General features: G+C 64.1%; 17 protein-coding genes, 1 other RNA gene and 2 pseudogenes. 11 read left to right on the top strand and 9 right to left on the bottom strand.

Annotated features, from left to right (window positions below):
• Positions 1–252: 252 nt before the first annotated feature.
• Positions 253–1,170, bottom strand: a complete 918-nt coding sequence (locus FFS37_RS16165; RefSeq protein WP_137931950.1) for a DMT family transporter — start codon at positions 1,168–1,170, stop codon at positions 253–255.
• 213 nt (positions 1,171–1,383) lie between these two features.
• On the opposite strand from FFS37_RS16165, the gene FFS37_RS16160 reads away from it, so the two are divergent.
• Positions 1,384–2,604 (top strand): alanine racemase, encoded by a 1,221-nt coding sequence (locus FFS37_RS16160; RefSeq protein ID WP_137931949.1) that lies wholly within the window; start codon positions 1,384–1,386, stop codon positions 2,602–2,604.
• A gap of 38 nt (positions 2,605–2,642) precedes the next feature.
• Here FFS37_RS16160 and FFS37_RS16155 read toward each other — a convergent pair whose 3' ends face one another.
• The 3 genes from FFS37_RS16155 to FFS37_RS16145 all read right to left on the bottom strand — a co-directional run bounded on the left by FFS37_RS16155 (position 2,643) and on the right by FFS37_RS16145 (position 5,139).
• Positions 2,643–3,821 (bottom strand): lytic murein transglycosylase, encoded by a 1,179-nt coding sequence (locus FFS37_RS16155; RefSeq protein WP_137931948.1) that lies wholly within the window; start codon positions 3,819–3,821, stop codon positions 2,643–2,645.
• A gap of 199 nt (positions 3,822–4,020) precedes the next feature.
• A complete protein-coding gene (locus tag FFS37_RS16150; RefSeq protein WP_137931947.1) occupies positions 4,021–4,821 on the bottom strand; it encodes a glycoside hydrolase family 25 protein in 801 nt (266 codons plus the stop codon).
• A gap of 120 nt (positions 4,822–4,941) precedes the next feature.
• A complete protein-coding gene (locus tag FFS37_RS16145; protein ID WP_137931946.1) occupies positions 4,942–5,139 on the bottom strand; it encodes a hypothetical protein in 198 nt (65 codons plus the stop codon).
• Here FFS37_RS16145 and FFS37_RS16140 point away from each other — a divergent pair.
• The gene (locus tag FFS37_RS16140) at positions 5,129–6,508 is read left to right on the top strand and encodes a serine hydrolase domain-containing protein (protein ID WP_137931945.1); all 1,380 of its coding nucleotides are present in this window, start codon (positions 5,129–5,131) and stop codon (positions 6,506–6,508) included. The two genes, FFS37_RS16145 and FFS37_RS16140, sit on opposite strands and share 11 nt — an antisense overlap.
• 183 nt (positions 6,509–6,691) lie before the next feature.
• On the opposite strand, the gene FFS37_RS16135 is transcribed toward FFS37_RS16140, so the two are convergent.
• From FFS37_RS16135 to FFS37_RS36615, 4 genes and pseudogenes are all read right to left on the bottom strand, one after another.
• Positions 6,692–7,408 carry a class I SAM-dependent methyltransferase gene (locus FFS37_RS16135; RefSeq protein WP_137931944.1) on the bottom strand — a complete coding sequence of 239 codons (717 nt, stop codon included), beginning with the start codon at positions 7,406–7,408 and terminating at the stop codon, positions 6,692–6,694.
• Positions 7,405–8,703, bottom strand: coding sequence for a DUF3419 family protein (locus FFS37_RS16130; protein ID WP_137931943.1), 1,299 nt, complete (start codon positions 8,701–8,703; stop codon positions 7,405–7,407). Before FFS37_RS16130 ends, FFS37_RS16135 begins: the two co-directional genes overlap by 4 nt.
• Before the next feature lie 31 nt (positions 8,704–8,734).
• A pseudogene (locus FFS37_RS16125) lies at positions 8,735–11,779 on the bottom strand (hydantoinase B/oxoprolinase family protein); the annotation flags it as partial.
• A 141-nt stretch (positions 11,780–11,920) separates the two neighbouring features.
• Positions 11,921–12,703, bottom strand: a pseudogene (locus FFS37_RS36615) (hydantoinase/oxoprolinase N-terminal domain-containing protein); the annotation flags it as partial.
• Between the two features lie 186 nt (positions 12,704–12,889).
• Here FFS37_RS36615 and FFS37_RS16120 point away from each other — a divergent pair.
• From FFS37_RS16120 to rnpB, 5 genes are all read left to right on the top strand, one after another.
• Positions 12,890–13,102: a hypothetical protein gene (locus FFS37_RS16120; protein WP_137931941.1), complete on the top strand. Its 213-nt coding sequence runs from the start codon at positions 12,890–12,892 to the stop codon at positions 13,100–13,102.
• A 164-nt stretch (positions 13,103–13,266) separates the two neighbouring features.
• Entirely contained in the window at positions 13,267–13,986 is a 720-nt protein-coding gene (locus FFS37_RS16115; RefSeq protein WP_137931940.1) for a J domain-containing protein, read from the top strand.
• Positions 13,983–14,738 (top strand): N-acetylmuramoyl-L-alanine amidase, encoded by a 756-nt coding sequence (locus tag FFS37_RS16110; RefSeq protein ID WP_137931939.1) that lies wholly within the window; start codon positions 13,983–13,985, stop codon positions 14,736–14,738. Before FFS37_RS16115 ends, FFS37_RS16110 begins: the two co-directional genes overlap by 4 nt.
• Before the next feature lie 212 nt (positions 14,739–14,950).
• Entirely contained in the window at positions 14,951–15,661 is a 711-nt protein-coding gene (locus FFS37_RS16105; protein ID WP_137931938.1) for a lytic transglycosylase domain-containing protein, read from the top strand.
• A 65-nt stretch (positions 15,662–15,726) separates the two neighbouring features.
• Positions 15,727–16,125, top strand: an RNA gene (rnpB, locus tag FFS37_RS16100) — RNase P RNA component class A.
• A 333-nt stretch (positions 16,126–16,458) separates the two neighbouring features.
• On the opposite strand, the gene FFS37_RS16090 is transcribed toward rnpB, so the two are convergent.
• Positions 16,459–17,574: a cystathionine gamma-lyase gene (locus FFS37_RS16090; protein ID WP_137931937.1), complete on the bottom strand. Its 1,116-nt coding sequence runs from the start codon at positions 17,572–17,574 to the stop codon at positions 16,459–16,461.
• A 408-nt stretch (positions 17,575–17,982) separates the two neighbouring features.
• On the opposite strand from FFS37_RS16090, the gene mraZ reads away from it, so the two are divergent.
• From mraZ to FFS37_RS16070, 4 genes are read left to right on the top strand one after another with little or no spacing between them, the layout of a single operon-like run.
• A complete protein-coding gene (gene mraZ / locus FFS37_RS16085) occupies positions 17,983–18,441 on the top strand; it encodes a division/cell wall cluster transcriptional repressor MraZ (protein WP_137931936.1) in 459 nt (152 codons plus the stop codon).
• Positions 18,438–19,454, top strand: coding sequence for a 16S rRNA (cytosine(1402)-N(4))-methyltransferase RsmH (gene rsmH, locus FFS37_RS16080; protein ID WP_137931935.1), 1,017 nt, complete (start codon positions 18,438–18,440; stop codon positions 19,452–19,454). The genes mraZ and rsmH overlap by 4 nt, the downstream gene beginning before the upstream one ends.
• A 4-nt stretch (positions 19,455–19,458) precedes the next feature.
• The gene (gene ftsL / locus FFS37_RS16075; protein WP_137931934.1) at positions 19,459–19,854 is read left to right on the top strand and encodes a cell division protein FtsL; all 396 of its coding nucleotides are present in this window, start codon (positions 19,459–19,461) and stop codon (positions 19,852–19,854) included.
• Positions 19,851–21,575: a peptidoglycan D,D-transpeptidase FtsI family protein gene (locus tag FFS37_RS16070; protein WP_137931933.1), complete on the top strand. Its 1,725-nt coding sequence runs from the start codon at positions 19,851–19,853 to the stop codon at positions 21,573–21,575. The genes ftsL and FFS37_RS16070 overlap by 4 nt, the downstream gene beginning before the upstream one ends.
• Positions 21,576–21,620 lie beyond the last annotated feature (45 nt).

The raw sequence follows: 21,620 nt of genomic DNA, 5'->3' as shown, positions 1-21,620 counted from the left end.
CATAGCCTCCTCTTAAAGAGCTATGGCTAGGAGTCTAGGTTCATTTGTGCCACAGGCAAGCGGAAAATGTGCTGCATTGCGACGTGATTGTGGTTTTTGCGACCTCGATTTCGCCGTTAGGCGTTGAAACTCCTCGGCAAAAACGCGCTTCGGACCTGTGAATAAATTATGGCGGGACGGTGTCGCTACCGTGTCATGGCAGCGCTACCTCCGAGAAAGTCGTCTTCGACTTTCGCGTCAGCGCGGTTCCCTTCAACGCCTTCCGAACAGGCGCCCGTCGATGGTCACGAGTCCCAGGCCGATGAGGATCACGCCGCCGATCTCGAACAGTTCGAGCCGCTCGCCCAGGAACAGGAAGCCAAGCAGCAGCGCGCTGGCGGGTACGACGAGCGTGACCAGCGAGGCGTTGGTGGCGCCGGCGGACGCGACCAGGTTGAAGTAGAGGATGTAGGCGAAGGCGGTGGACAAGAGCGCCAGCGCCAGCACCGCCGCCCAGACCGGTGGCGAGGCCGAGAACAGGCCGGCGGGGCCATGTGTGAGGAGCACGATCGGGATCATGATGATGGTCGAAGCGGTCAATTGTCCGGTGGCGACCACCGGCGAAGGCAAGCCCTTGAAACGGCGGGCAACCATGAGGGCGACGGCATAGGACAGGGACGCGCCGATCAGCGCGAATTTGGCCCAGGCCGGGCCGCCGAGGCCGGCTGCGAGGCCGGGGCCGATCATCATGGCCGTGCCGGCAATGCCGAGCGCGATTCCGGCCAGCTTGTTCCAGGACAGTTTTTCATCCGATGTCAGCGCGTTGGCCAGGACGAGCGTCCAGAACGGGGTCGTGGCGTTGAGCACCGAGGCGACGCCGGCGCCGAGCTCGGTCTGGCCGGCGAAGATAAGCGAGAACGGGACAACGTTGTTGGTGAAGGCAAGCAGGAAGAACATGCCGATGTGAGGAAAAGCGAGGCGGAAAGAGAGGCCGCGCACGCCGAGATAGATCTGCAGGGCGAGCGCCGCGATGGCGACGCGAAACAGCACCAGCACCAATGGGTGCATCTCGGCGACCGCGATGCGGGCAAAGAAGAACGAACCACCCCAGATCGCGCCGAGCAGCAGCAACTGTCCCCAATCGGCGAGCGTCATGGGTCCGCGTGGTGTCGATGTCGCCGCTATTGCCATGTCTATCGTCCTCCCCAGATGCTGGCCCGAATGACAGCCGGTCAGAGACAATGCATATCGCGCCCGGCGCCAAGGGCCACCCGAAACCTGATTGCTGGCAAACATTGCTGCCAAACGCCTGGCGCCGCGGCGTCAAGCACACGAGACACAGAATTGTTTTCATTCGCGGCTAGCTTGGATTAATTGTGCACAGGCTAGGTCAGGGATTCGTCCATGCAGCGATTCGAGAATGCCCGCGAGGCGGCTCTGGCGCTTCGCCCGGACGATCCGGTCTATTGCTTCCGCCCGCAGGTGCTGAAGGCCGATGCCAGGCAGTTCATGGGTATGTTCCCCGGCAAGACCGCTTATGCGGTCAAGACCAATGGCGAGCAGATCGTATTGAAGACGCTGGTCGAGGCAGGCGTCACCGCTTTCGACGTGGCTTCGCCCGGCGAGTTCGCGGCCGTGCGCGCCGTCTCATCAGATGCCGAGATGCTCTACATGCATCCGGTCAAGGCGCAGTCGGATATCAAGCTGGCGCTGGAGAAATACGGCATCCGGGTGATTTCGCTCGACCATGAGGACGAGATCACTAAGCTGACCCGGGTGGTGCGGGCGCTCGACATCGACCCCGGCGCGGTCAGCGTGTTCGTGCGGGTGCAGACCAAGGGCCATGCGGCCTACGAACTGTCGAAGAAGTTCGGCGCCGGACCGGCCTATGCCGTGGAACTGGCCGAGCGGCTGAACCGCACCGGCTACAAGGTCGGGCTGTGTTTCCACGTCGGCAGCCAGATCGAGGATCCCGACACCTATGAGCGGGCATTGGCCTCGGCCGACTGGGTGCGCAACCGCCTGAGCTTCGACATTGCCGGGCTCGATGTAGGGGGTGGCTTTCCGGCCGAATACGGCAACGATCCCAACCGCAAGCAGATCGAGATGCCGTCGCTCGGCCAGATCATGTCGCGGCTGTCGGGCGACCTCAAGGAATACCAGTTCGACCAGATACCGCTCGTCGCCGAGCCGGGCAGGGTGATCGTGGCGCGCTGCCTGTCGCTGATCGTGCGCGTGCTGCTGCGCAAGGGCAAGCGGCTCTACATCAATGACGGCATCTGGGCATCGCTGTCGGATTCATGGACCGGCAAGATCACGCTGCCCGCGCGCTTCATTCCGGACCCGGCGATCCGGACCCGCAACGGTCACGAGACCAACATCGTGCCGTTCAAGGTCTGCGGCGCCACCTGCGATTCCGTTGACATCCTGTCCAGGCCGTTCTGGCTGCCGGAAACCGTCGACACCGGCGACTGGATCGAGATCGGCCATATCGGCGCCTATTCGCTGTCGCTCCGGACCCGCTTCAACGGCTTCTATCCCGACACCTTCGTCGAGGTGACGACGCCGTTCGACGAAGGCGATGCGCCGCAGGGATTTGCCAGTTTGGAGACGATGGCAGATTGAGCCTCTTCCTTCTCCCACAAGGGGAGAAGGAAGAGGAGCTACAACTTCCCCAACAGGTCCGGTGTCGGCCATCCGTCCACGGGCAGGCCAAGCCGCATCTGCTCCTTGCGGATCGCTTCGCGGGTGTTGGTGCCCAGAATGCCGTCGACGGTGCCGACGTCATAGCCCCTGGCCTCGAGCTTGGTCTGCAATTCCTTCATCTGATCGTTGTTGAGGCCGGGCTCGGGATTGCGCGGATCGAGCGGCGGGGCGCCGGCCAGACGCGCGGCGAGATTGGCCGCCGTCAGCGCGTAGGTGAAGGACTGGTTCCATTCGAGGTAGACGTCGAAATTGTCATAGGTCAGGAAGGCCGGGCCCTTGCGGCCCATGGGCAGCGCCAGGCCGGCCTTGAGGCCCTTGTCGACCAGCGGCGAGCCATCGCGGTTGGTGACGCCCCATTGGGCCCACTGGGTCAGCGGCAGCTTGTTGGTGCGCCCGGTCTGATCCCAGGGCATGTCGTCGGGCACGCGCACTTCCTGGATCCAGGGCTCGTCGCGTTTCCAGCCGCGCGACAGCACCTTGTTGGCCGTCGTCATGATCACGTCGGGCACGCTGTTCCTGAGATCGATCTTGCCGTCGCCATCGCCGTCGACGCCGCGAGCGAGGTAGTCCGAAGGCAGGATCTGCGTCTGGCCGATTTCGCCGGCCCAGGCGCCCTTGACGTCTGCCGGCAGCACGCCGCGATCGATCAGTTCCAACAGCGGCACCAGTTGCTGGCGGAACAGCTGCGGACGGCGGCAATCGTGCGAAAGGGTCAGCAAGGCGCTCAGCGTGTGGAAATCGCCCTGCACGGCGCCGAAATCGGTTTCAAGCGCCCAGAAGGCGGTGATGACCGGGGCCTGGACGCCGAATTGCTGGTCGGCACGGGCAAAGACATCGGCGTATTTCTTCATGTTCGCCGCGCCCTGTTTCAGCCGGTAGGCCGAGATCATGCGGTTGGAGAACTCGATGAAGGTCTGGGTGAAGACGCCCTGGGCGCGGTCGCGCGCCAGCGCCCTGGGGTCGAAGGTGGCGTCTTCGAGCGCGTCAAGGCCGACGGCGCCGACACCGGCAGCCTTGGCTTCCGCCGCCACGCCCTGTTTCCAGGTTTCGAAGTCGCCGCCGCATTCCTGCGCCATCGCCGGCAAGGCCGTGGCGCACAAGAACAGCGCCGCGAGGGCTTGGGAACGCAGTCGCATCAGCTTCCTTTCGAAACGAAGAGGGCAATTCGTCGTGCTTTATCCGGAAAGCCCAACGCCCTGGATTACCGGCGGTTGCACTCTTGGCCGCCGGCTGTGTCGAAAAGCAGGCGGCAGGCCCGGTGTCAACGGTTCTTCTGTCACAGTCCGTTGTGGAAGGTGGCTGCGCGGCCGTCGAACCGGTGTTTCGTCCGCCGGCCTAGCGGGTATTCTGGCGCAGCCACTTGTTCCAGGCGGCTTCGGAGCCGTTGAAGACGTTGATGTCGGACTTGCCGGTCATGCCTGGAACGATGCCGGTTCCGGTGTACTGCCAGAAGGTGAAGGGGTGGCTGCCGTATTTCTCGCGCGGATGGCCGGCGACCGAGCGCAACCAGTAGGGATAGCCACGGAAAGTCGACAGCTGGTTGTCGTCGAAGAAATCGACCGACGTGTAGATGATCGGCTTCTTGCCGTAATGACGCTCGACGATCTCCAGGAAGGTGGTCATTTCGGCCCGCACCGTGGCCGGATCGGGGCGCAGACGGCAGGTCGGCGATTTCGGGTTCCATTCCATGTCGAGCACCGGCGGCATCGAGGAGCGGTCGACGGGCACGTTCTGGATGAACCAGCGCGCTTGCTGGGCGGCCGGCGTGCAGAAATAGAAGAAGTGATAGGCCGCGCGCGGGACGCCGGCGGCCTTGGTGCGCGCCCAGTGCTCGTTGAAATACTCGTCGAAGCGATCGCCGCCCTCGGTCGCCTTGATGAAGGCGAAGGAAATGCCGCTTGCCCTGGCCGCCGGCCAGTCGACAGAGGTCTGGTATTTGGACACGTCGGTGCCGTGGACGGCATAATTCCAGGGCGCACCGCTGGCCCATTCATGCGGCTTGGAATCGGCAAAGCGCGGCGCGCGCACCGCCACCGTCGGGCTGCTGGACGCCGATGGCGATAGCGGCGACAGATCGTCCACGGTCGAGCAGGCGCCTAGCAGCGTCAGCATGAAAAGGGCCGCAAGACGGCGCATCGCAATCCCCAAGCCGGAATCAGCCGGTCGCTGATGGGTCTGTGCATCGATGGCCGGTGTTGCCCTGGCCCCCTCCGGACGATCGCCCCACAGCATCGCCCCGATCTCTCCGCCACGCCGCTATGGCGTGTCGCTTCCTGCATGTCGTCGTTCCAAAATCGCTGAGCACTTTTGGGCGACATCCACCATCTGATCGCCGATCATGGTTGATAATCCGTTGATGGCGCTCGACAGGAGCCGCGATTTTGCGGAAGCAATGGCGGCAAATCGATGACATAAGGGGCGGGCCAGCGCCCGGGAGAAGATAATGCGGATCATCGTCAAGTTCGTCAAATGGGTGCTTGGCCTGATCGTTCTGGCGGTCGCTGCGCTGTTTGCGTGGCTCTACATCGCGCCGCCCGAACTGATCCGCGTCGGCTCCGGCTATTCGGCCAAGATCGTCTGCTCCAACGTGTTTGTCGCCGGGCGTGACGCCAATGAGGTGCTGGCGGTCGATGTCCAGGCGCCCGGTCATCCCCTGCTCAGGCTGATGCGGGTCTCGGTCGACAGGAACCGGGGCACGGTATCGGCAGGCCTGCTCGGCTTCCTCGGCAAGAGCATCGCGGTGTCCCGCGACGGGCTGGGATGCGCCTCGGTGCCCGATGGCGATGTCGGCAAGGCGCGGCGCACCGCCCTTTATGCCGAGCCGGCGGCGACCAAGCAGGACACTCTGTGGCCCGAGGGCGAGCGGGTCGATGCCTCCCAGAATCCCGAGGTCACCAGGATCGTCGCGGATCAGGCCATGGCGGGTGCCGGCATGCGCGCGATCGTGGTGGTGAAGAACGGCCGCATCGTCGCGGAGCGCTATGGCGACGGCTTCTCCGCCAGGACGCCGCTGCTCGGCTGGTCGATGACCAAGACGGTCAACGCCGCCATCATCGGCACGCTGGTCAAGGACGGCAAGATGGCCGTCGACAACAAGGGCCTGTTCGCGCCGTGGAAGGCGGATGGCCGCGCCGCGATCAGCCTTGCCGACATGATGGCGATGTCGAGCGGGCTCGAGTTCAACGAGGACTATGGCGACGTGGCCGACGTCACGCGCATGCTCTACCTCGAACCCGACATGGCGGGCTTCGCCGAAGCGAAGCCCCTGGCGGCGGAGGTCGGCAAGGTGTTTTCCTATTCCAGCGGCACGGCGGTAATGCTGTCGGGGCTGTGGCAGGATGCGATCGGCGACAAGGCCAAGGCGCTGACATGGCCGCGCACGGCCCTGTTCCAGCCACTCGGCATGAACAGCGCCGTGCTCGAGACCGACGAGCAGGGCACGTTCGTCGGCTCGTCCTATCTCTACGCCACCGGCCACGACTGGGCCCGCTTCGGCCAGTTCCTGCTGCAGGGCGGTGTGTGGAACGGCAACCAGATCCTGCCCGCCGGCTTCGTCGACTGGATGCGCGAGCCCGCGCCGGCCTCGAAAGTCTACGGCAAGGGCCAGTTGTGGATCGAGGCGCCGGGCGACGAGGAAAATCCCGGTGCGGGCGTGGCGGCCGGTCTGCCGAAAGACACCTACTGGATGGAAGGCCATGACGGGCAGACCGTCGCCATCATCCCATCGGAGCAACTGGTGATCGTGCGGCTCGGGCTCACGCCGGCCAAGTTCGGCTATCGGCCGCAAGCGATGGTCGGGGCGCTGGTGAAGGCGCTACATTAAGTCCCTTTACCCTTCCCACGATGGGGAGGGTCGGCGCGCAGCGCCGGGATGGGGTGTCTAGAGCGGTTCAGAGTTTCACGGAATCGCCGAACCGCTCTAAGCCTTTGTTTTTACGCAATTCCGAACGGAAAACCGCTACGCACTTTTCCTGGAATTGCTCTAGCGCTTAACCCCTACCCGCGCCTACGGCGCGACTTTCCCTGTCGAGGGGGAGGTGGGGTTGCGCGGCCCGATCACCGCCAGCCAGGCATAACCGCGATAAAGCGTGCGGAAACGATGGGTTGCACCGGTTCTCAGGGATTCCGATTCAAGCACTTCGCGCAGGTTCGCGCGCGGCGTGACGTGGAATTTTCTGAGCCAGCCGCGCAGCAGGCTGCGGAACCAGCCGGGCAGGCCTTCCTGCTGGCCGAAATCGACGACATGCAGCGAGCCGTTGGGGCCGAGTGCTGCAAGCGCCGCCGACACCGTCGTCTCCCAGCCCGGGATCATCGACAGCGAATAGGAGACGAAGACGCGGTCGAAGTGCCCGATGCCGTAGAGAGCTGCGGCGTCGAAATCGGTGGCATCGCCGCGTGCGAGCGTGACACGGTTGGTCAGGCCTTCGCGGTCGATCGCCTTGCCAGCCGTCTCCAGCATTTCAGCCGAGATGTCGAGGCCGAAGAAGCGGGCGTCGGGGTAGCGACGGGCCGCAAGAATGATGTTGCGGCCGGTGCCGCAGCCGAGTTCCAGCACGGTGCCGCCGGGCGGTACGTCCAATCCCGATATCAGCCGGTCGCGGCCGAGCAGGTAGTATTTGCGGGTCAGGTCGTAGATGTGGCGCTGCCAGCGGTAGACGCCGTCCATCAGTTCGGCATGGCTGGCCTTGAATTCGGGGCTGGCCGGCAGTTCCGTCGTGCTCATGCGGCGCGCTTCACATAGAGGTGGAAGCCGCCATAGATGGCGGAGCGATCGCGGGCCGAGAATTCGCGTGACGCCTCGTTCTGATAATCCCACTGGTCGAGCAGCGAGGTCGATACGCGGCCCGGCAGCAGGCTGGGCTCGGCGGCGGTGCGGAAGATGACGCGGGCGCCATTCGAAGCCGTGCGGGTGATTTCCGACCACAGCGCGTTGAGCTGCTCGTCGGTCATCCAGTCCTGCGCATCGAGCAGGATGAAACGGTCGACCGTGCCTGCATCCTTGCCCGCCAGGAACTCGATCAGGTTGGCATGGTGGATCGCCACGCGGTCGACATTGCCGCGGATGGTCTCGTAGTTCTGCTTTTCCAGATAGGCGGGCAGGGCTGCCTCGCCTGGCTCGGGATAGCGGCGGGCGAAGGCCTGCCAGGCGAAGTAGTTGTTTTCCAGGGGAAAGTCGCAGGCTAGCTTTTCCAGCCGCGCCTTCAGCACGCTGGCCATGGTGCCGTCGCCCGACGTGATCAGGGAATCGTACTGCGCCGGCGGAATGCCGAGGCCGAACAGCGAGGCCTTGCGCGATGTCGCCCATCTCAAGAGCTTCTTGTCGAAGACCGGAGCCAGTTCTTCGTTGAAGAAGCGGCGCTGCTCGCCGACATTTTTGGCTTCCATCATGCGGGCCGGGTTGACGCCGAAGAATTTCGCCGTGCGGTGGCCCATGGCGATAAACAGGCCGAGCAGGCCGGTCTGGTAGAAGTTGCGGTCGAAAACACCGATGCGCCTGCGGCCGCGCCAGTTGCGGCGCTCCCAGTAATGGCGGCTGACCGGATCGAGATGCGGCGCGATGAAGCGGTCGTAGGCTTCCGAATTGTGGCTGGTGTCGGCGGCGCCGAAGAAGCGGAACAGGTCGCCCTGGGAAGGCAGGCGGCGCACAGCTTCCAGCTTCATGCGGTTCAGCGCGATGTGGGCGGCGTTGAGGTCGACCGCGTCGATCTGTGCCGGCGAGCGGGTCAGGTAGGCCAGGATGTTGCAGCCGCCCGAGGCGATGGTGACGATGCGGTGGCCCTGGCCAAGCTGCATGGCCTCCATGTCGACTTCAGGGTCTTCCCAGATCTGCGGATAGACGAGGCCAGAAAACAGGAAGGCAAAGAGCCGTTCGGAGATGCCGGCTTTCGATAGCGGGCGGTTCTGGTAGACGGCTTTTCCAACTTCCTTGCCGCGCCGAAAAACCAGATCCGAGGAGACGTCCGTCATGGCAAAGTGATTCCCCATTTGCTTTGGCGCAAGCGGGTATCGCAGCGTCATGACAGGCCGGTGACAGCCTGTTGACGTAGGTTCAGGCCTTACCAAATCCCCCCGGGGTCGGCGTGGTCACGATGACGGCCTCGCCAGCCTGCAGCACTGTCTGGTCGCAGGCTTTCAACGTATCAACCGTGCCGTCGTTGCGGCGCACCCTGGTCGAGCCGACCTCGCCGTCGCCGCCACCGTCCAATCCCAGCGGCGGCCGGTTGCGGTGCGAGGACAGGATGGCGCATTCCATCTTCTCGAGGAAACGGATGGTGCGGCTGGTGCCGTCTCCGGCGCTCCATTTGCCGTTGCCGCCGGATCCCTCGCGAATGTGGAAATCCTCCAGCACGACGGGAAAGCGCAGCTCCAGCACTTCCGGGTCGGTGAGGCGCGAATTCGTCATGTGGGTGTGGACGCCGGAGGTGCCGGCAAAGCCCCGGCCGGAATTCATCCGCCCCGCGGGCGAACCCGAGCAGATGGTTTCGTAATACTGGTACTTCCTGTTGCCGAAGGTCAGGTTGTTCATCGTGCCCTGCGCATTGGCCATGGCGCCCATCGCGCCGAACAGCGCATTGGTGACATGCTGCGAGGTCTCGACATTGCCGGCGACGACGGCGGCGGGGTAGGCGGGCTTCAGCATCGAGCCATCGGGGATGACGATGTTGATCGGCCTGAGGCACCCGGCATTCATCGGGATCATGTCCTCGACCATGACGCGGAAGGCGTAGAGCACGGCGGCGCGGGCCACGGGCTCCGGTGCATTGAAATTGTTCTTCATGACAGGCGAGGTGCCGGTGAAGTCGACGGTCGCCTCGCGCTTTTGCCGGTCGACCGTGATCTTCACCTTGATGACCTGGCCGGTGTCGGTCGGATATTCATACTCTGACGTATCGGGCAGCCGTTCCAGCACGCGGCGCACGCTTTCGGCCGCATTGTCCTGGACATGGCCCATATAGGCCTCGACGACATCGAGGCCGAAATGCGTCACCATCTTGCGCAGTTCGGCGACGCCTTTCTCGTTGGCGGCGATCTGCGCCTTGAGGTCGGCGATGTTCTGGTGGGGATTGCGTGCGGGGTATTTGTGGTCGGTGAGCAGCGCCTGCAATTCCTGCTCGCGAAACCTGCCCCGGTCGACGACACGGAAATTGTCGAACAGCACGCCTTCCTCGTCGACCGTGGTGGCAAGCGGCGTCATCGAGCCGGGGGCGGTGCCGCCTATGTCGGCGTGGTGGCCGCGCGAGGCGACGTAGAAGAGGATTTTTGGCGATTGGCTGATCTCCCCCCTTGTCGGGGAGATGCCCGGCAGGGCAGAGGGGGGCGAGACAGAACGCGAGGTTGGCGGGACAACGCCCCCCTCTGTCGGCTTCGCCGACATCTCCCCCACAAGGGGGGAGATCGGGCGCTCTTCCTCGAACACCGGCGTCACCACGGTGATGTCAGGCAGATGCGTGCCGCCATTATAGGGGGCGTTCAAGGCAAAGACGTCACCCGGGTGGATGTCGCCGGAGTTCAGCCGGATGATGGTTTCGACGGAGCGGTCCATCGAGCCCAGATGCACCGGCATGTGCGGCGCGTTGGCGACCAGCGCCCCGGTGCGGTCGAAAACCGCGCAGGAGAAATCCAGCCTTTCCTTGATGTTGACGGAGTAGGCGGTGTTTTGCAGCGTCACGCCCATCTGCTCGGCGATCGACATGAAAAGATTGTTGAAGACCTCCAGCATGACGGGATCGGCTTCGGTGCCGAGAGCCGCGGTGCGCGCCTTCTTTTCCGTGCGGCGGATCACGACGTGGTTGAGGTTGGTGATCTCGGCGCGCCAGCCCGGTTCGACGACGATGGTCTGGTTCGGCTCGATGATCAGGGCAGGGCCTGCGACGAGGTTGGATGGGCGCAGGTTTTCGCGGCGATGGATGCCGGCTTCATGCCACCGGCCTTCGGTGTAGATGCGCCGCATTCCAGAAGCGCCGGCTTCAATCCTGGCCGGTCCGGCGGGCGCATAGGCCTCGGCGCTGTCCTGGCCGATTTCGGCGCCTTCGACACCGACCGCCTCGACGATCATCGGCTTGTCGTCATAGACGAAGCCGAACTGCGCCTTGTGGGCCATTTCGAAGTCGCGCTTGGCCTGGAAGATCGAGCCGGCCTCGAAATTGACCGGCAGTGTCGTGTCGGTGCCGTCATAGCGGATGTGCAGCACCGGCCTGGTGGCGGCCGCGTCGCCGGCGATGCCTTGCGCGGCAAGCTCGGCGAAGACGGCTGTCCCCAGTGTGGCGATAAGTCCGTCGATCTCGGCTCTGGATTCTTCCGCAAGGGGCTTGAGCAGCGCCTGCTGGCGCGAGGCGAAAACCGAAGCCAGGCCGATGCCATAGGCTGAAAGCAGGCCGGAGAAAGGGTGGATCAGCACCGCTTCCATGCCGAGCGCGTCCGCAACCAGGCAGGCATGCTGGCCGCCGGCGCCGCCGAAGCAGTTCAGCAGATACCCGGTGACGTCGTAGCCGCGCTGAACGGAGATCTTCTTGATGGCGTTGGCCATGTTCTCGACGGCGATGGTGATGAAGCCTTCCGCGACCGCTTCCGCAGAACGGCCATCGCCGATTTCGGCGGCGAGCGCCGTGAATTTCGAACGCACCGTCGCGGCATCGAGCCGCTCGTTCTGATCCGGACCGAAGATCGCCGGGAAGAAATCGGGCTGGAGCTTGCCGAGCATGACGTTGGCGTCGGTGACCGCCAGCGGCCCGCCGCGCCGGTAGGCGGCGGGACCTGGATTGGCGCCGGCGGAATCCGGGCCGGCGCGAAACCGGCCGGCTTCGTAGTGCAGGACGGAGCCGCCGCCGGCGGCGACGGTGTGAATGCGCATCATCGGTGCGCGGACGCGCACGCCGGCAACTTCAGTGTCGAAGGCCCGCTCGTACTCGCCATCAAAGTGCGCGACGTCGGTGGAAGTGCCGCCCATGTCGAAGCCGATGACCTTGCCGAAGCCGGCGGCCTTCGCCGTCTCGACCATGCCGACGACCCCTCCGGCCGGTCCTGAGAGCAGTGCGTCCTTGCCCTGGAACATGTCTGCGGCGGTCAGTCCGCCGGAAGACATCATGAACATCAGATGGGGCGATTCCCTCCCCCTCGAGGGGAGGGTGGCGGCAAAGCCGCGGGGTGGGGTCGGATCGACCGGGCTCGACGTCTTGGCGGTGCCTTCTGAGAGGACCCCCTCTGACCGCTTCTGCGACTGCCCTTCGCTATGGCTCCGGGCGTTCGTCGCTGAAAAAGCCAAATCGTTGGCTTTTTCTCGGCCCTCGGCCGATCGCTTCTCACCCCGCTCCAGGGGAGCGAGGACGCCGAGCTCCAGGCCAACCCGCTGCACATAACGCGACAGGATCGGCGACAGGTAGGCGTCGACCACGGCGGTGTCGCCACGGCCGACCAGCTTGATCAGCGGCGAGACCTCGTGGCTGACCGAGACCTGGCCGAAGCCGAGCTTGCGGCAGACCTTTGCCACCGCCTTCTCATGTTCAGGGTATTTCCAGGCATGCATGAAGACGATGGCGACGGCATCGATGCCATCGGCCCTGGCCTGCTCGATCGCCGGCCGGCAGGCGGCGATATCCAGCAGCCGCTCCACGCAGCCATCGGCAAGCACGCGCTCGTCGATCTCGATGACGCGCTCGTAGAGTTGCTCGGGGAGGAGGATCTCCTTGGCGAAGATGTCCGGGCGTGCCTGGTAGGCGATCCTCAGCGCATCGCGAAACCCCTTGGTGATCAAGAGCAGCACGCGGTCGCCCTTGCGCTCCAGCAGCGCATTGGTGGCAACCGTGGTGCCCATCTTGACGTCGCCGATCAAGCCCGAGGGGATCGTGGCGCCCGGTTCCAGCCCGAGCAGGTCGCGGATACCCTGGATGGCGGCGTCGGCATAGGCCTCGGGATTTTCCGAGAGCAGCTTGCGGGGATGCAGGGCGCCTTGCGGATCACGGCCGATGACATCGGTGAAGGTGCCGCCGCGATCGATCCAGAAATCCCATTTCGCGGCCATTGCGGCTGTCTCCGGCATTCTCATTCGGGTTTCGTTGTTAATGCGCTGGGACGACGACGGCAACGTCGGCTTGCATGCCATTGATGTTACATACGGAAACGCAACGTTACGAAACTCCTTGCCGCGTGGTGCATTTTCCCTTCGACCGCTCACCGCAACGTGAGCGTGTGTTGAAGGAGAGATGTTATGAAAAAGTTCATTTTGGCCTCCGTGTCCGCGATCGCGCTGCTCGGCGTCGCGGCCTGCAGCGACAGCGGCAAGGGCACTGACAACACCACCACGCAGAGCACCAATCCCCCGGCCGCCGAACAGCCGATGAAGCCGGCGGCCCCGGCCGACAATTCGATGAAGCCTGCTGAACCGGCTCCGGCAACGCCTGCTCCTGCGCCCGCGCAGTAGTGAGTGAGTAAATAGTACGTGCATCTTGGGAGGATAGGCCGGCGTCAAGCCGGCCTTTTCTCGCGAGGGCGATGCTCGCTCGGGCATCGCGACCGTCGTTCACGAACCTGACAGCGGTGGATATTGGCTTGATAGCGAGGACCGGTTCGCTTTAAGAAGCGGCCATGTCGATTTGGGACCGCCTCGGCGACTTCATAACGCGGGTATCGTCTTCAGCCTCGTCGGGCGTCGCCGATGTCGTCGAAGCCGTGCGCACGGTTTTCTCCGGCGACGCCGACCTTCGGCGCCGCGTCGCCTTCTCTGTGGCGATGATCGCGCTCTCTGCCAAGATGGCCAAGGCAGACGGCGTCGTCACCCAGGACGAGGTACGGGCCTTCCAGGAAATATTCGAGGTTCCTCCGGCCGAGCGGCGCAACGTGGCGCGGCTCTACGACCTGGCAAAGCAGGATGTCGCCGGCTTCGAAGTCTACGCCCAGCGCATGGCGCAGCTTTGCGGCTCGGGTCACGCCAATTGCATGATGCTGGAGGACATACTCGACGGCCTGTTCCATATTGCCAAGGCCGACGGGCTTATCCATGAGCACGAAGGTCAGTTCCTGCACCGGATCGCCGAGATATTCCGCATCGATGAAGTGCATTACGAAGCGATCCTGGCCCGGCATGTGAATCTTGGCGCGGCCGACCCCTATGTCGTGCTCGGCATCGAACGCGGCAAACCGTTCGAAGAAGTCAAAAAGCGATATCGCAAGCTGGTTTCCGACAATCATCCGGATCGCCTGATCGCGCGCGGGCTGCCACAGGAATTCATCAAGATCGCGACGACCAGGGTCGCCGCCATCAACGCCGCCTACGAAATGATCGAGCGGGGCCTGCGGCACGCATGAGCGGCTTCCTGCCCGACGAGCCGAGCGCGGAGGTCAGGGTATCGCCGAATTTCGGGCCGAGGCGCGACACGCCGAAGCCGGACATGATCGTGCTGCATTATACCGGCATGGCGACGGGAGCCGGAGCCGAGGCCTGGCTTTGCAATCCGGCGAGCGAAGTCTCGGCGCATTATCTCGTCCATGAGAACGGCCATATCGTGCAGATGGTCAGGGAAAGCGACCGTGCCTGGCACGCGGGCAAGAGTTCCTGGTTCGGGCGCACGGACATCAACTCCTGCTCGGTCGGCATCGAGATCGTCAATCCCGGACACTCGCTCGGCTACCCCCGTTTCCCCAGGCGGCAGATCGAGGCGGTGGTCGGCCTGTGCAGCGGGATTGCCGCGCGGCACACAATTCCCGCCAGGCGGGTGCTGGCGCATTCGGATGTGGCACCAGGCCGCAAGATCGACCCGGGCGAAAAGTTTCCATGGGCCATGCTGTTCGATGCCGGCGTCGGCCACCTCGTGCCGGCCGCGCCGATCAGACGCGGTGCCGCGCTCAGGGACGGCGATGCCGGAGCAGCGGTCGAAGCCTTGCAGTCGATGCTCGCGCTTTATGGCTATGGCGTTGAGATATCGGGTATTTTCGACCCACAGACACGGATTGTCGTCGAGGCTTTCCAAAGGCATTTTCGCCCGCGCCGGGTCGACGGTATTGCCGACGGTTCGACGATTCGCACGCTGCAGAAATTGCTGTCCTCCGTAGCGGGTTGACGCCGGGTCAACTCGTCAGCCAAGTAATCCTTCTCATCGCTTAAGTTACAAACTGTCACTCAAAGTGACTTGCCTCGCCCTCATTGGCGCCAATTCGGGCTTCAAAGGGCGATCCGTACAGTTTGTCGGACGTTCAGCCCCCCGGATGATCCGATATTAATCAAGCGATGCCGCGCGAAGATCTTCGCGCGGTCCAAACAGAACAGGATCACATGCAGAAATTGACCGTTGTAACGGCAGCTCTTGCTGCCGGCGTAATGACTTTTGCCTTCAGCTCGGCCAATGCCGCGTCGATCAGCCCGCGGGCCGATCAGGGTTTCATCGCGGTGGCCGCCAAGGGCAAGACCAACACGGCCAAAAGCAGCGCGAAGGCAACGAAGCGGACTTCGGCGAAGGTGGAAAAAGCAAGCTTGTCGAAAACGAAGAAGGCGAGCGTCAGGAGACAGGCGAAGCGTGGCCATAAGGCCATCGACATGACGACGACGGCGTCTATCGGCCCTGGGAGTGGCGCAACATCGGCGGCGGCAGTGGCGAGCAGCGGCCAGTACTCCGCGATCGTCGCCCGCTACGCGGCGAGCTACGGTGTTCCGGCTTCGCTGGCCCACGCCGTCATCAAGATCGAGAGCAACTACCGGCCGAACATGGTCGGCGGCGCCGGCGAGATCGGCCTGATGCAGATCAAGCCGGCGACGGCGCGGATGATGGGCTATACCGGCTCGACGAAAGGCCTGTTCGACCCCGACACCAACATCAAATACGGCATGAAGTACCTCGCCATGGCGCGGGACCTCGGCGGCGGCACCACTTGCGGGACGATCCTGAAATACAATGCCGGTCACGGCGCCACCCGGATGAATCCGGTTTCGGCCGCCTATTGCAGCAAGGTCAAGGTGCAGTTGGCGGCTGTCGGCGCGCCGGCGTGAGGAGAACCGGCAGCAACCGGCTTTTTCGGTTGCGTTTTGTGGTGTGAACCCCTTTATACGCCCTGCCAGCTGGCCGGGCGGCCGCACCCGCAAACGCCGAAAGGCCGCGGGTGAGGAAAGTCCGGGCTCCATGGAAACACGGTGCCGGTTAATGGCCGGCGGGGGCGACCCCAGGGAAAGTGCCACAGAAAGCAAACCGCCACGACTTGTCGTGGTAAGGGTGAAAGGGTGGGGTAAGAGCCCACCGCGCGCCTGGCAACAGGAGCGGCACGGTAAACCCCACCGGGAGCAAGACCGAATAGGGGCGGTGCGGGGGGAAACCCTCGAGGGCTGTTTCCGGCTCACCGTCCGGGTAGGTTGCGTGAGGCGCATGGCAACATGCGCCCAAGATGAATGGCCGCCACGTTCTCGCTCCGCAAGGGGCGAGGGCCATACAGAACCCGGCTTACAGGCCGGCTGGCAGTTTCGTCCGAAAGAGAAGCCCTTTGAGATCAGCAGGTTGCGCCCTCGGGCGCGCCTGCCGATTCAGGTTTTCTGGCTGTTGCCGTCACGAACGGGATCGACCGTCTCTTGAAGTTGGCGCTGCCTCTCATCGCCCTGCCGGGCACTTCTCCTCGTATAGTGACGGGGAGAAGGAGAGTGCCGCAACCCCGGCGCTCTTTTTGCAACGCTGGTGATTGGCGAAGTCATCGATGACAGCGTCTTTCTCCCCGTCACTAAACGGGGAGAAATGTCCGGCAGGACAATGAGGGGCGGCGCCGAGGCTGGTCAATACCGAGGACATCACATCCGGCGCTTCAAGCGCTAACCTTCTCCAGCGATGCCTCGATTGCCTTCCACAGTTCTTCCACGGGCTCGCAGCCGACAGAGAGGCGGATAAATCCCGGCGGCACCGCGTCGCCGCGCTTCGACCGCCGCTCGGCAGCGGTGTGGACGCCGCCGAAGGAGGTCGCGGCCTGCATCAGGCTGCAATTGTTGATGAAATCCTCGGCTTTCTGCTCGGAGGCCAGCTCGAAGGAGATCAGGAAGCCGAAGCGCTCCATCTGGACGCGGGCGAGATTGTGCGAGGGGTCGCCCTTCAGGCCGGGATAGCGCAATCCCGTCACGGCGCGATGCTCGCTCAGCCGTTGCGCGATCGTTTCGGCCGACGAGCACATGCGGTCGAAGCGCACTTCCAGGGTTTCCAGTCCGCGATGCACCAGCCAGGCCTCGAACGGTCCGGGAATGCCGCCGACCATGCCGCGCCAGTCCGTCACCTTGGAGATGATGTCGGCGTTTCGGCTGGCGACATGGCCGAACAGCACGTCCGAATGGCCGTTCACCGCCTTGGTGTCGGCCGAGACGACGATATCGGCGCCGAAGTCAAGCGGGCGCTGACCCAATGAGGTCATCGTCGTATTGTCGACGACAAGGATCCCGCCCTGGCCGTGGACGGCCTCGGCGATGGCCGAGAGATCGCAAATGTCGAGCCGCGGATTGGACGGCGTCTCGACAAAGACCAGCCGGTAGCCGTTGAAGCCGCCATCGAGGAAAGTCGGCGTCGGCCGGGTGTCGCAAACCACGCCAAACGGCTTCAGGAAGCGTTCCGCCATGGCGCGCGTGGCATGGTAGCCGTCCGCCGGCAGCAGCACGCGATCGCCTGATTTCAGCAGTGCGAAGAACACCGCCGAGATGGCGCCCATCCCGGAGGGAAAGGTCACGCATCGGGCATCTTCCAGATGGCCGAGCGCATGCTCGACCGCGCGCCAGGTCGGGTTGTCGTATCGGCCGTATTGATCGACACCGGTCTCGACGCCGGGCGTGTGAAAGATCGACGCCATGGTCAGCGGCAGGGGAATGGGATCGCCCGCCACCAGCCCGTCACGACGCAGGTGGGATAGCGCCGCGGCGCGTGACTTTGCCGTCTCGGACATGAGCTCGATCCTTGTAATTTGGGCGGAGGACGTCGCTCGACGCTATGCGTGCGGGCGATCCGCGGCAAGCCCAAGTCTTTTGGGCCAGAGGGCTCTAAACGCTTCGTTAGGCTTAATGATCGATAAAGACGACACGCGCCGTAACGGCTGCTCGTATTGGTCGCGATGCGCGTGTTTGTGAAGCCTATTCCCGTTGACGCCCATAGTGCCCCATGATATCCCATTCGAACACTCAAGCTTTCGTTCCGCGTCAGGGTAAAGCGTACGCCAATCGGGCAGCCGCGGCGGCTGCGCGTTTGCCGTTTTTTGCCTGCGTGGGCGAGGTTGGTGCGGGGCAGGGAACGCGCTGCGGCGGCGCGTGCAACAGGATGACGAGGGGTGCAGCGGCGCGAGCGGCTGTAAGGTTCAATGGACCGGTTTCTGTCGAACACGGTGAGCAGGATCGATGCGAAGGGACGGGTATCCGTTCCGGCGCATTTCCGTGCCGTCGTGCAGAAGCGCGGCTATTCGGATCTTTATGCGCTGCGTTGCCTCGACCTGCCGGCGATGGATGTCGGCGGGTTGGATCTGCTCGACCGCTACGAACAGCGGATCGCCCAGGAGGATCCCTTCCTGCAGACGGCGGACGACATGTCGTTCTTCTGCCATGGCGACGGAACGTTCCTGAAGCTGGATCAGGATGGCCGCATCACCATGACCGATTTCATTCGCGAGCACACCGGCATCTCCGCGGAGGTGGCCTTTGTCGGGCGCGGCAATTTCTTTCAGATCTGGGAGCCGGGACGGCTTGCGGCCTACGGGGCGCAGGCGCGGGCCAGGCTTTTGCAGCTTCGGCAGGGGACGAAGCCTGGGGAGCGACCGGAATGACGGCGGGCCACGGCGATGAAATCAACGCCGTTGGCGGATCGGTCCGCCACATTCCGGTCCTCCTTGACGAAGTGCTCGAGGCACTGGCGCCGGGGGCAGGCGATATCGTCATAGACGGCACGTTCGGCGCCGGTGGCTACACCGGGGCCATCCTGGCAACCGGGGCATCCGTCGTCGCCATCGATCGCGATCCTGATGCCATCGCGGCCGGGCGCGGCCTTGAGGCGAAGTCGGGCGGCAGGCTGAAGCTGGTGCAGGCGCCGTTCTCGACGCTGGACGAGCATGCGACGGGCGTCGACGGCGTCGTGCTCGACATCGGTGTTTCCTCGATGCAGCTCGACCAGGCCGGGCGCGGATTTTCTTTCCGCTTCGATGGCCCGCTCGACATGCGCATGGCGCAGGCGGGTTTGAGCGCCGCCGATGTCGTCAACAGCTTCAAGCCGGGCGATCTTGCCCGCATCTTCGGTTTCCTCGGCGAAGAACGCCATGCCGGCCGCATCGCACGCATGATCGAGGCTCGTCGTGAGAAGCGCCCCTTCGAACGTACGCTGGAACTGGCCGACGCCATCGAGACGCATATCGGCCGAGCGCCGAAGGACAAGATCCATCCCGCCACACGCGTCTTCCAGGCGCTGCGTATCTTCGTCAATGACGAGCTTGGCGAACTGGCCAAGGCGCTGTTCGCGGCCGAACGTGCCTTGAAGCCGGGCGGGCGCCTGGTCGTGGTGACGTTCCATTCGCTGGAAGACCGCATCGTCAAACGCTTCATCGCCGATCGTGCCGAGGCCGCCAGCGGCTCGCGCCACATGCCCGAGGCGCAGGCGCGCAGCGCGACCTTCCGCAAGTCAGGCGGCGGCGTGACCGCCGGTGACGCCGAGGTGGCGGCCAATCCGCGCGCGCGCTCGGCCAGGCTGCGCGCGGCGATCCGCACAGAGGCGCCAGGGCGCGCCGGCGACTTTTCGATTTTCGGCCTTCCAAAGCTTCCCGGCATCAACCTGCCGGGGGAGAGGTAAGCACGTGTTCCGTACCAGCGACATTGTCCTGATCGCCGTCATGGTTTCGGCGGCGGCCCTGACCTACAAGACCAAGCGGGAGGCTGAGGACCAGCTGGCGGCCGTGCAGAAAATCCATACCCAGATCCGCTACGAGGAGGAGACGATCGACCTGCTCAAGGCCGACTGGAGCCTTCTCACCCAGCCGTCGCGGCTGCAGAAGCTCGCGGAACTCTACAAGGCCCAACTGGCGCTCGAGCCGGTCGGCGCGCGCCAGATCGTCGGCTTTGGCGACCTGCCCGCCAAGGCCCTGGACATTCAGGACATACTGAATGGGCGCCAGGGCGCCATGGCCGACAATTCCGGCAAGGCGCCTTCGGGCGGCAAGGACCCCGTCGTGACCGGAGGCATCGCCCAATGATCGGCAAACTGCTGAAGCGCCTCGGCATGGCACGTCGCGCCAGGACTGCGGAAGACGGGTCGATCGTCGTCGAGGGCGCGCGCAAGGCAACCGGCGGCAAGGGCAAGGCGCGCATCGTGATGACGATGGCCGTGTTCTTCGGCATCTTCACGACCATATCGGGACGGCTGGTCTATCTCGGCTTCCAGACGCCCGACCTGTCCGGCGGCCCCCAGAGCCGGGTGACCGCGTCGCGGCCCGACATTGTCGACCGCAACGGCGAAGTGCTGGCGACCGACATCAAGACGGCATCGCTGTTTGCGGAACCGCGCCGCATCGTGGACGCTGACGAGGCGATCGAGAAACTGTCGACCGTGCTGCCCGAGATCGACTACGAGCAGACCTACCACAAACTCAAGAGCGGCGCCGGATTCGTCTGGCTGCAGCGGCAGCTGACGCCCAAGCAGCAGGCCGACATCATGCAGCTCGGCATTCCCGGTTTCGGCTTCCGCACGGAGAAGCGCCGCTTCTACCCGAGCGGCGAGACCTCATCCTACATCGTCGGCCTGACCAATATCGACAATCAGGGCATCTCCGGCATGGAGAAATATATCGACGAGCAGGGCCTGAGCGACCTGCAGGCGTCGGGTCTGGCCGTCGCCAGGGATCTGAAGCCGGTGAGGCTGTCGATCGATCTGCGCGTCCAGCACGTGGTGCGTGACGAGATCGCGGCCGGCCTGGAGCGCTATCGCGCCATGGGCGCCGGCGCCGTTGTCATCAACGTCAAGACCGGCGAGGTCGTGGCGATGGCATCGGTGCCGGACTTCGACCCGAACAATCCCTACAACGCGCAGGACAAGGAACGGCTGAACCGCATGTCGGCGGGCCTCTATGAGATGGGCTCGACCTTCAAGAGCTTCACCTCGGCCATGGCGCTCGATTCCGGCAAGGCGACGATGACGAGCCGCTTCGACGCCTCGCATCCGATCCGGGTCGGCCATCAGGCGATTCACGATTTCCACGGCAAGAACCGTGTGCTGTCGCTGCCGGAAGTGTTCCTCTATTCTTCCAACATCGGGTCGGCCAGGGAGGCCGAGCTGGTCGGCATCGAGGGACATCGCGAGTTCCTGCATCGCCTTGGCATCCTGGAGAAGATGCAGACCGAGCTGCCGGAAGTCGCCCGTCCGACCGAGCCGAAGGTCTGGAAGCAGGTCAACTCGTTCACCATCGCCTTCGGCCACGGCGTGTCGACGACGCCGCTGCAAGCGGCGGTCGGCTGCGCGGCGCTGGTCAATGGCGGCTACCTGATGAACCCGACCTTCCTCGTCCGCAGCCAGCAGGAAGCAATGGCCGTTGCCAAGAAAGTGGTCAACGACAAGACGGTCGAGGGTATGCGCTACCTCTATACGCTCAACGCCGAGAAGGGCTCGGCCAGGAACGCCAGGGTTCCGGGCTATCGCGTCGGCGGCAAGACCGGAACCGCCGAGAAGGTCATCAACGGCCGCTACTCCAAGGACTTGAATTTCAATACGTTTGTCGCCGCCTTCCCGATGGATGATCCGCAGTATCTGGTGTTCACGATTGCCGATGCACCCCATCCGGAAAAGCCTGGGATGACGGACGTCGCGGCCAACAATGCGGGTGTGATGGCCGGCAATATCATCCGGCGTACGGCGGCCATGCTTGGCGTGAAACCAGATTTCAGCCATGAAAATGGTGCAACGCTGGTTTCCTATGAGTGATTCTTGGGGCGCGCCAGCGACTGCGCGCCATTTTATTGCGGTGAA

Source organism: Mesorhizobium comanense, from assembly GCF_005503535.1.
GTDB lineage: Bacteria > Pseudomonadota > Alphaproteobacteria > Rhizobiales > Rhizobiaceae > Mesorhizobium > Mesorhizobium comanense.
The sequence above is the reverse complement of the archived record's forward strand: the minus strand, read 5'-3'. Positions and strand labels throughout refer to the sequence as shown.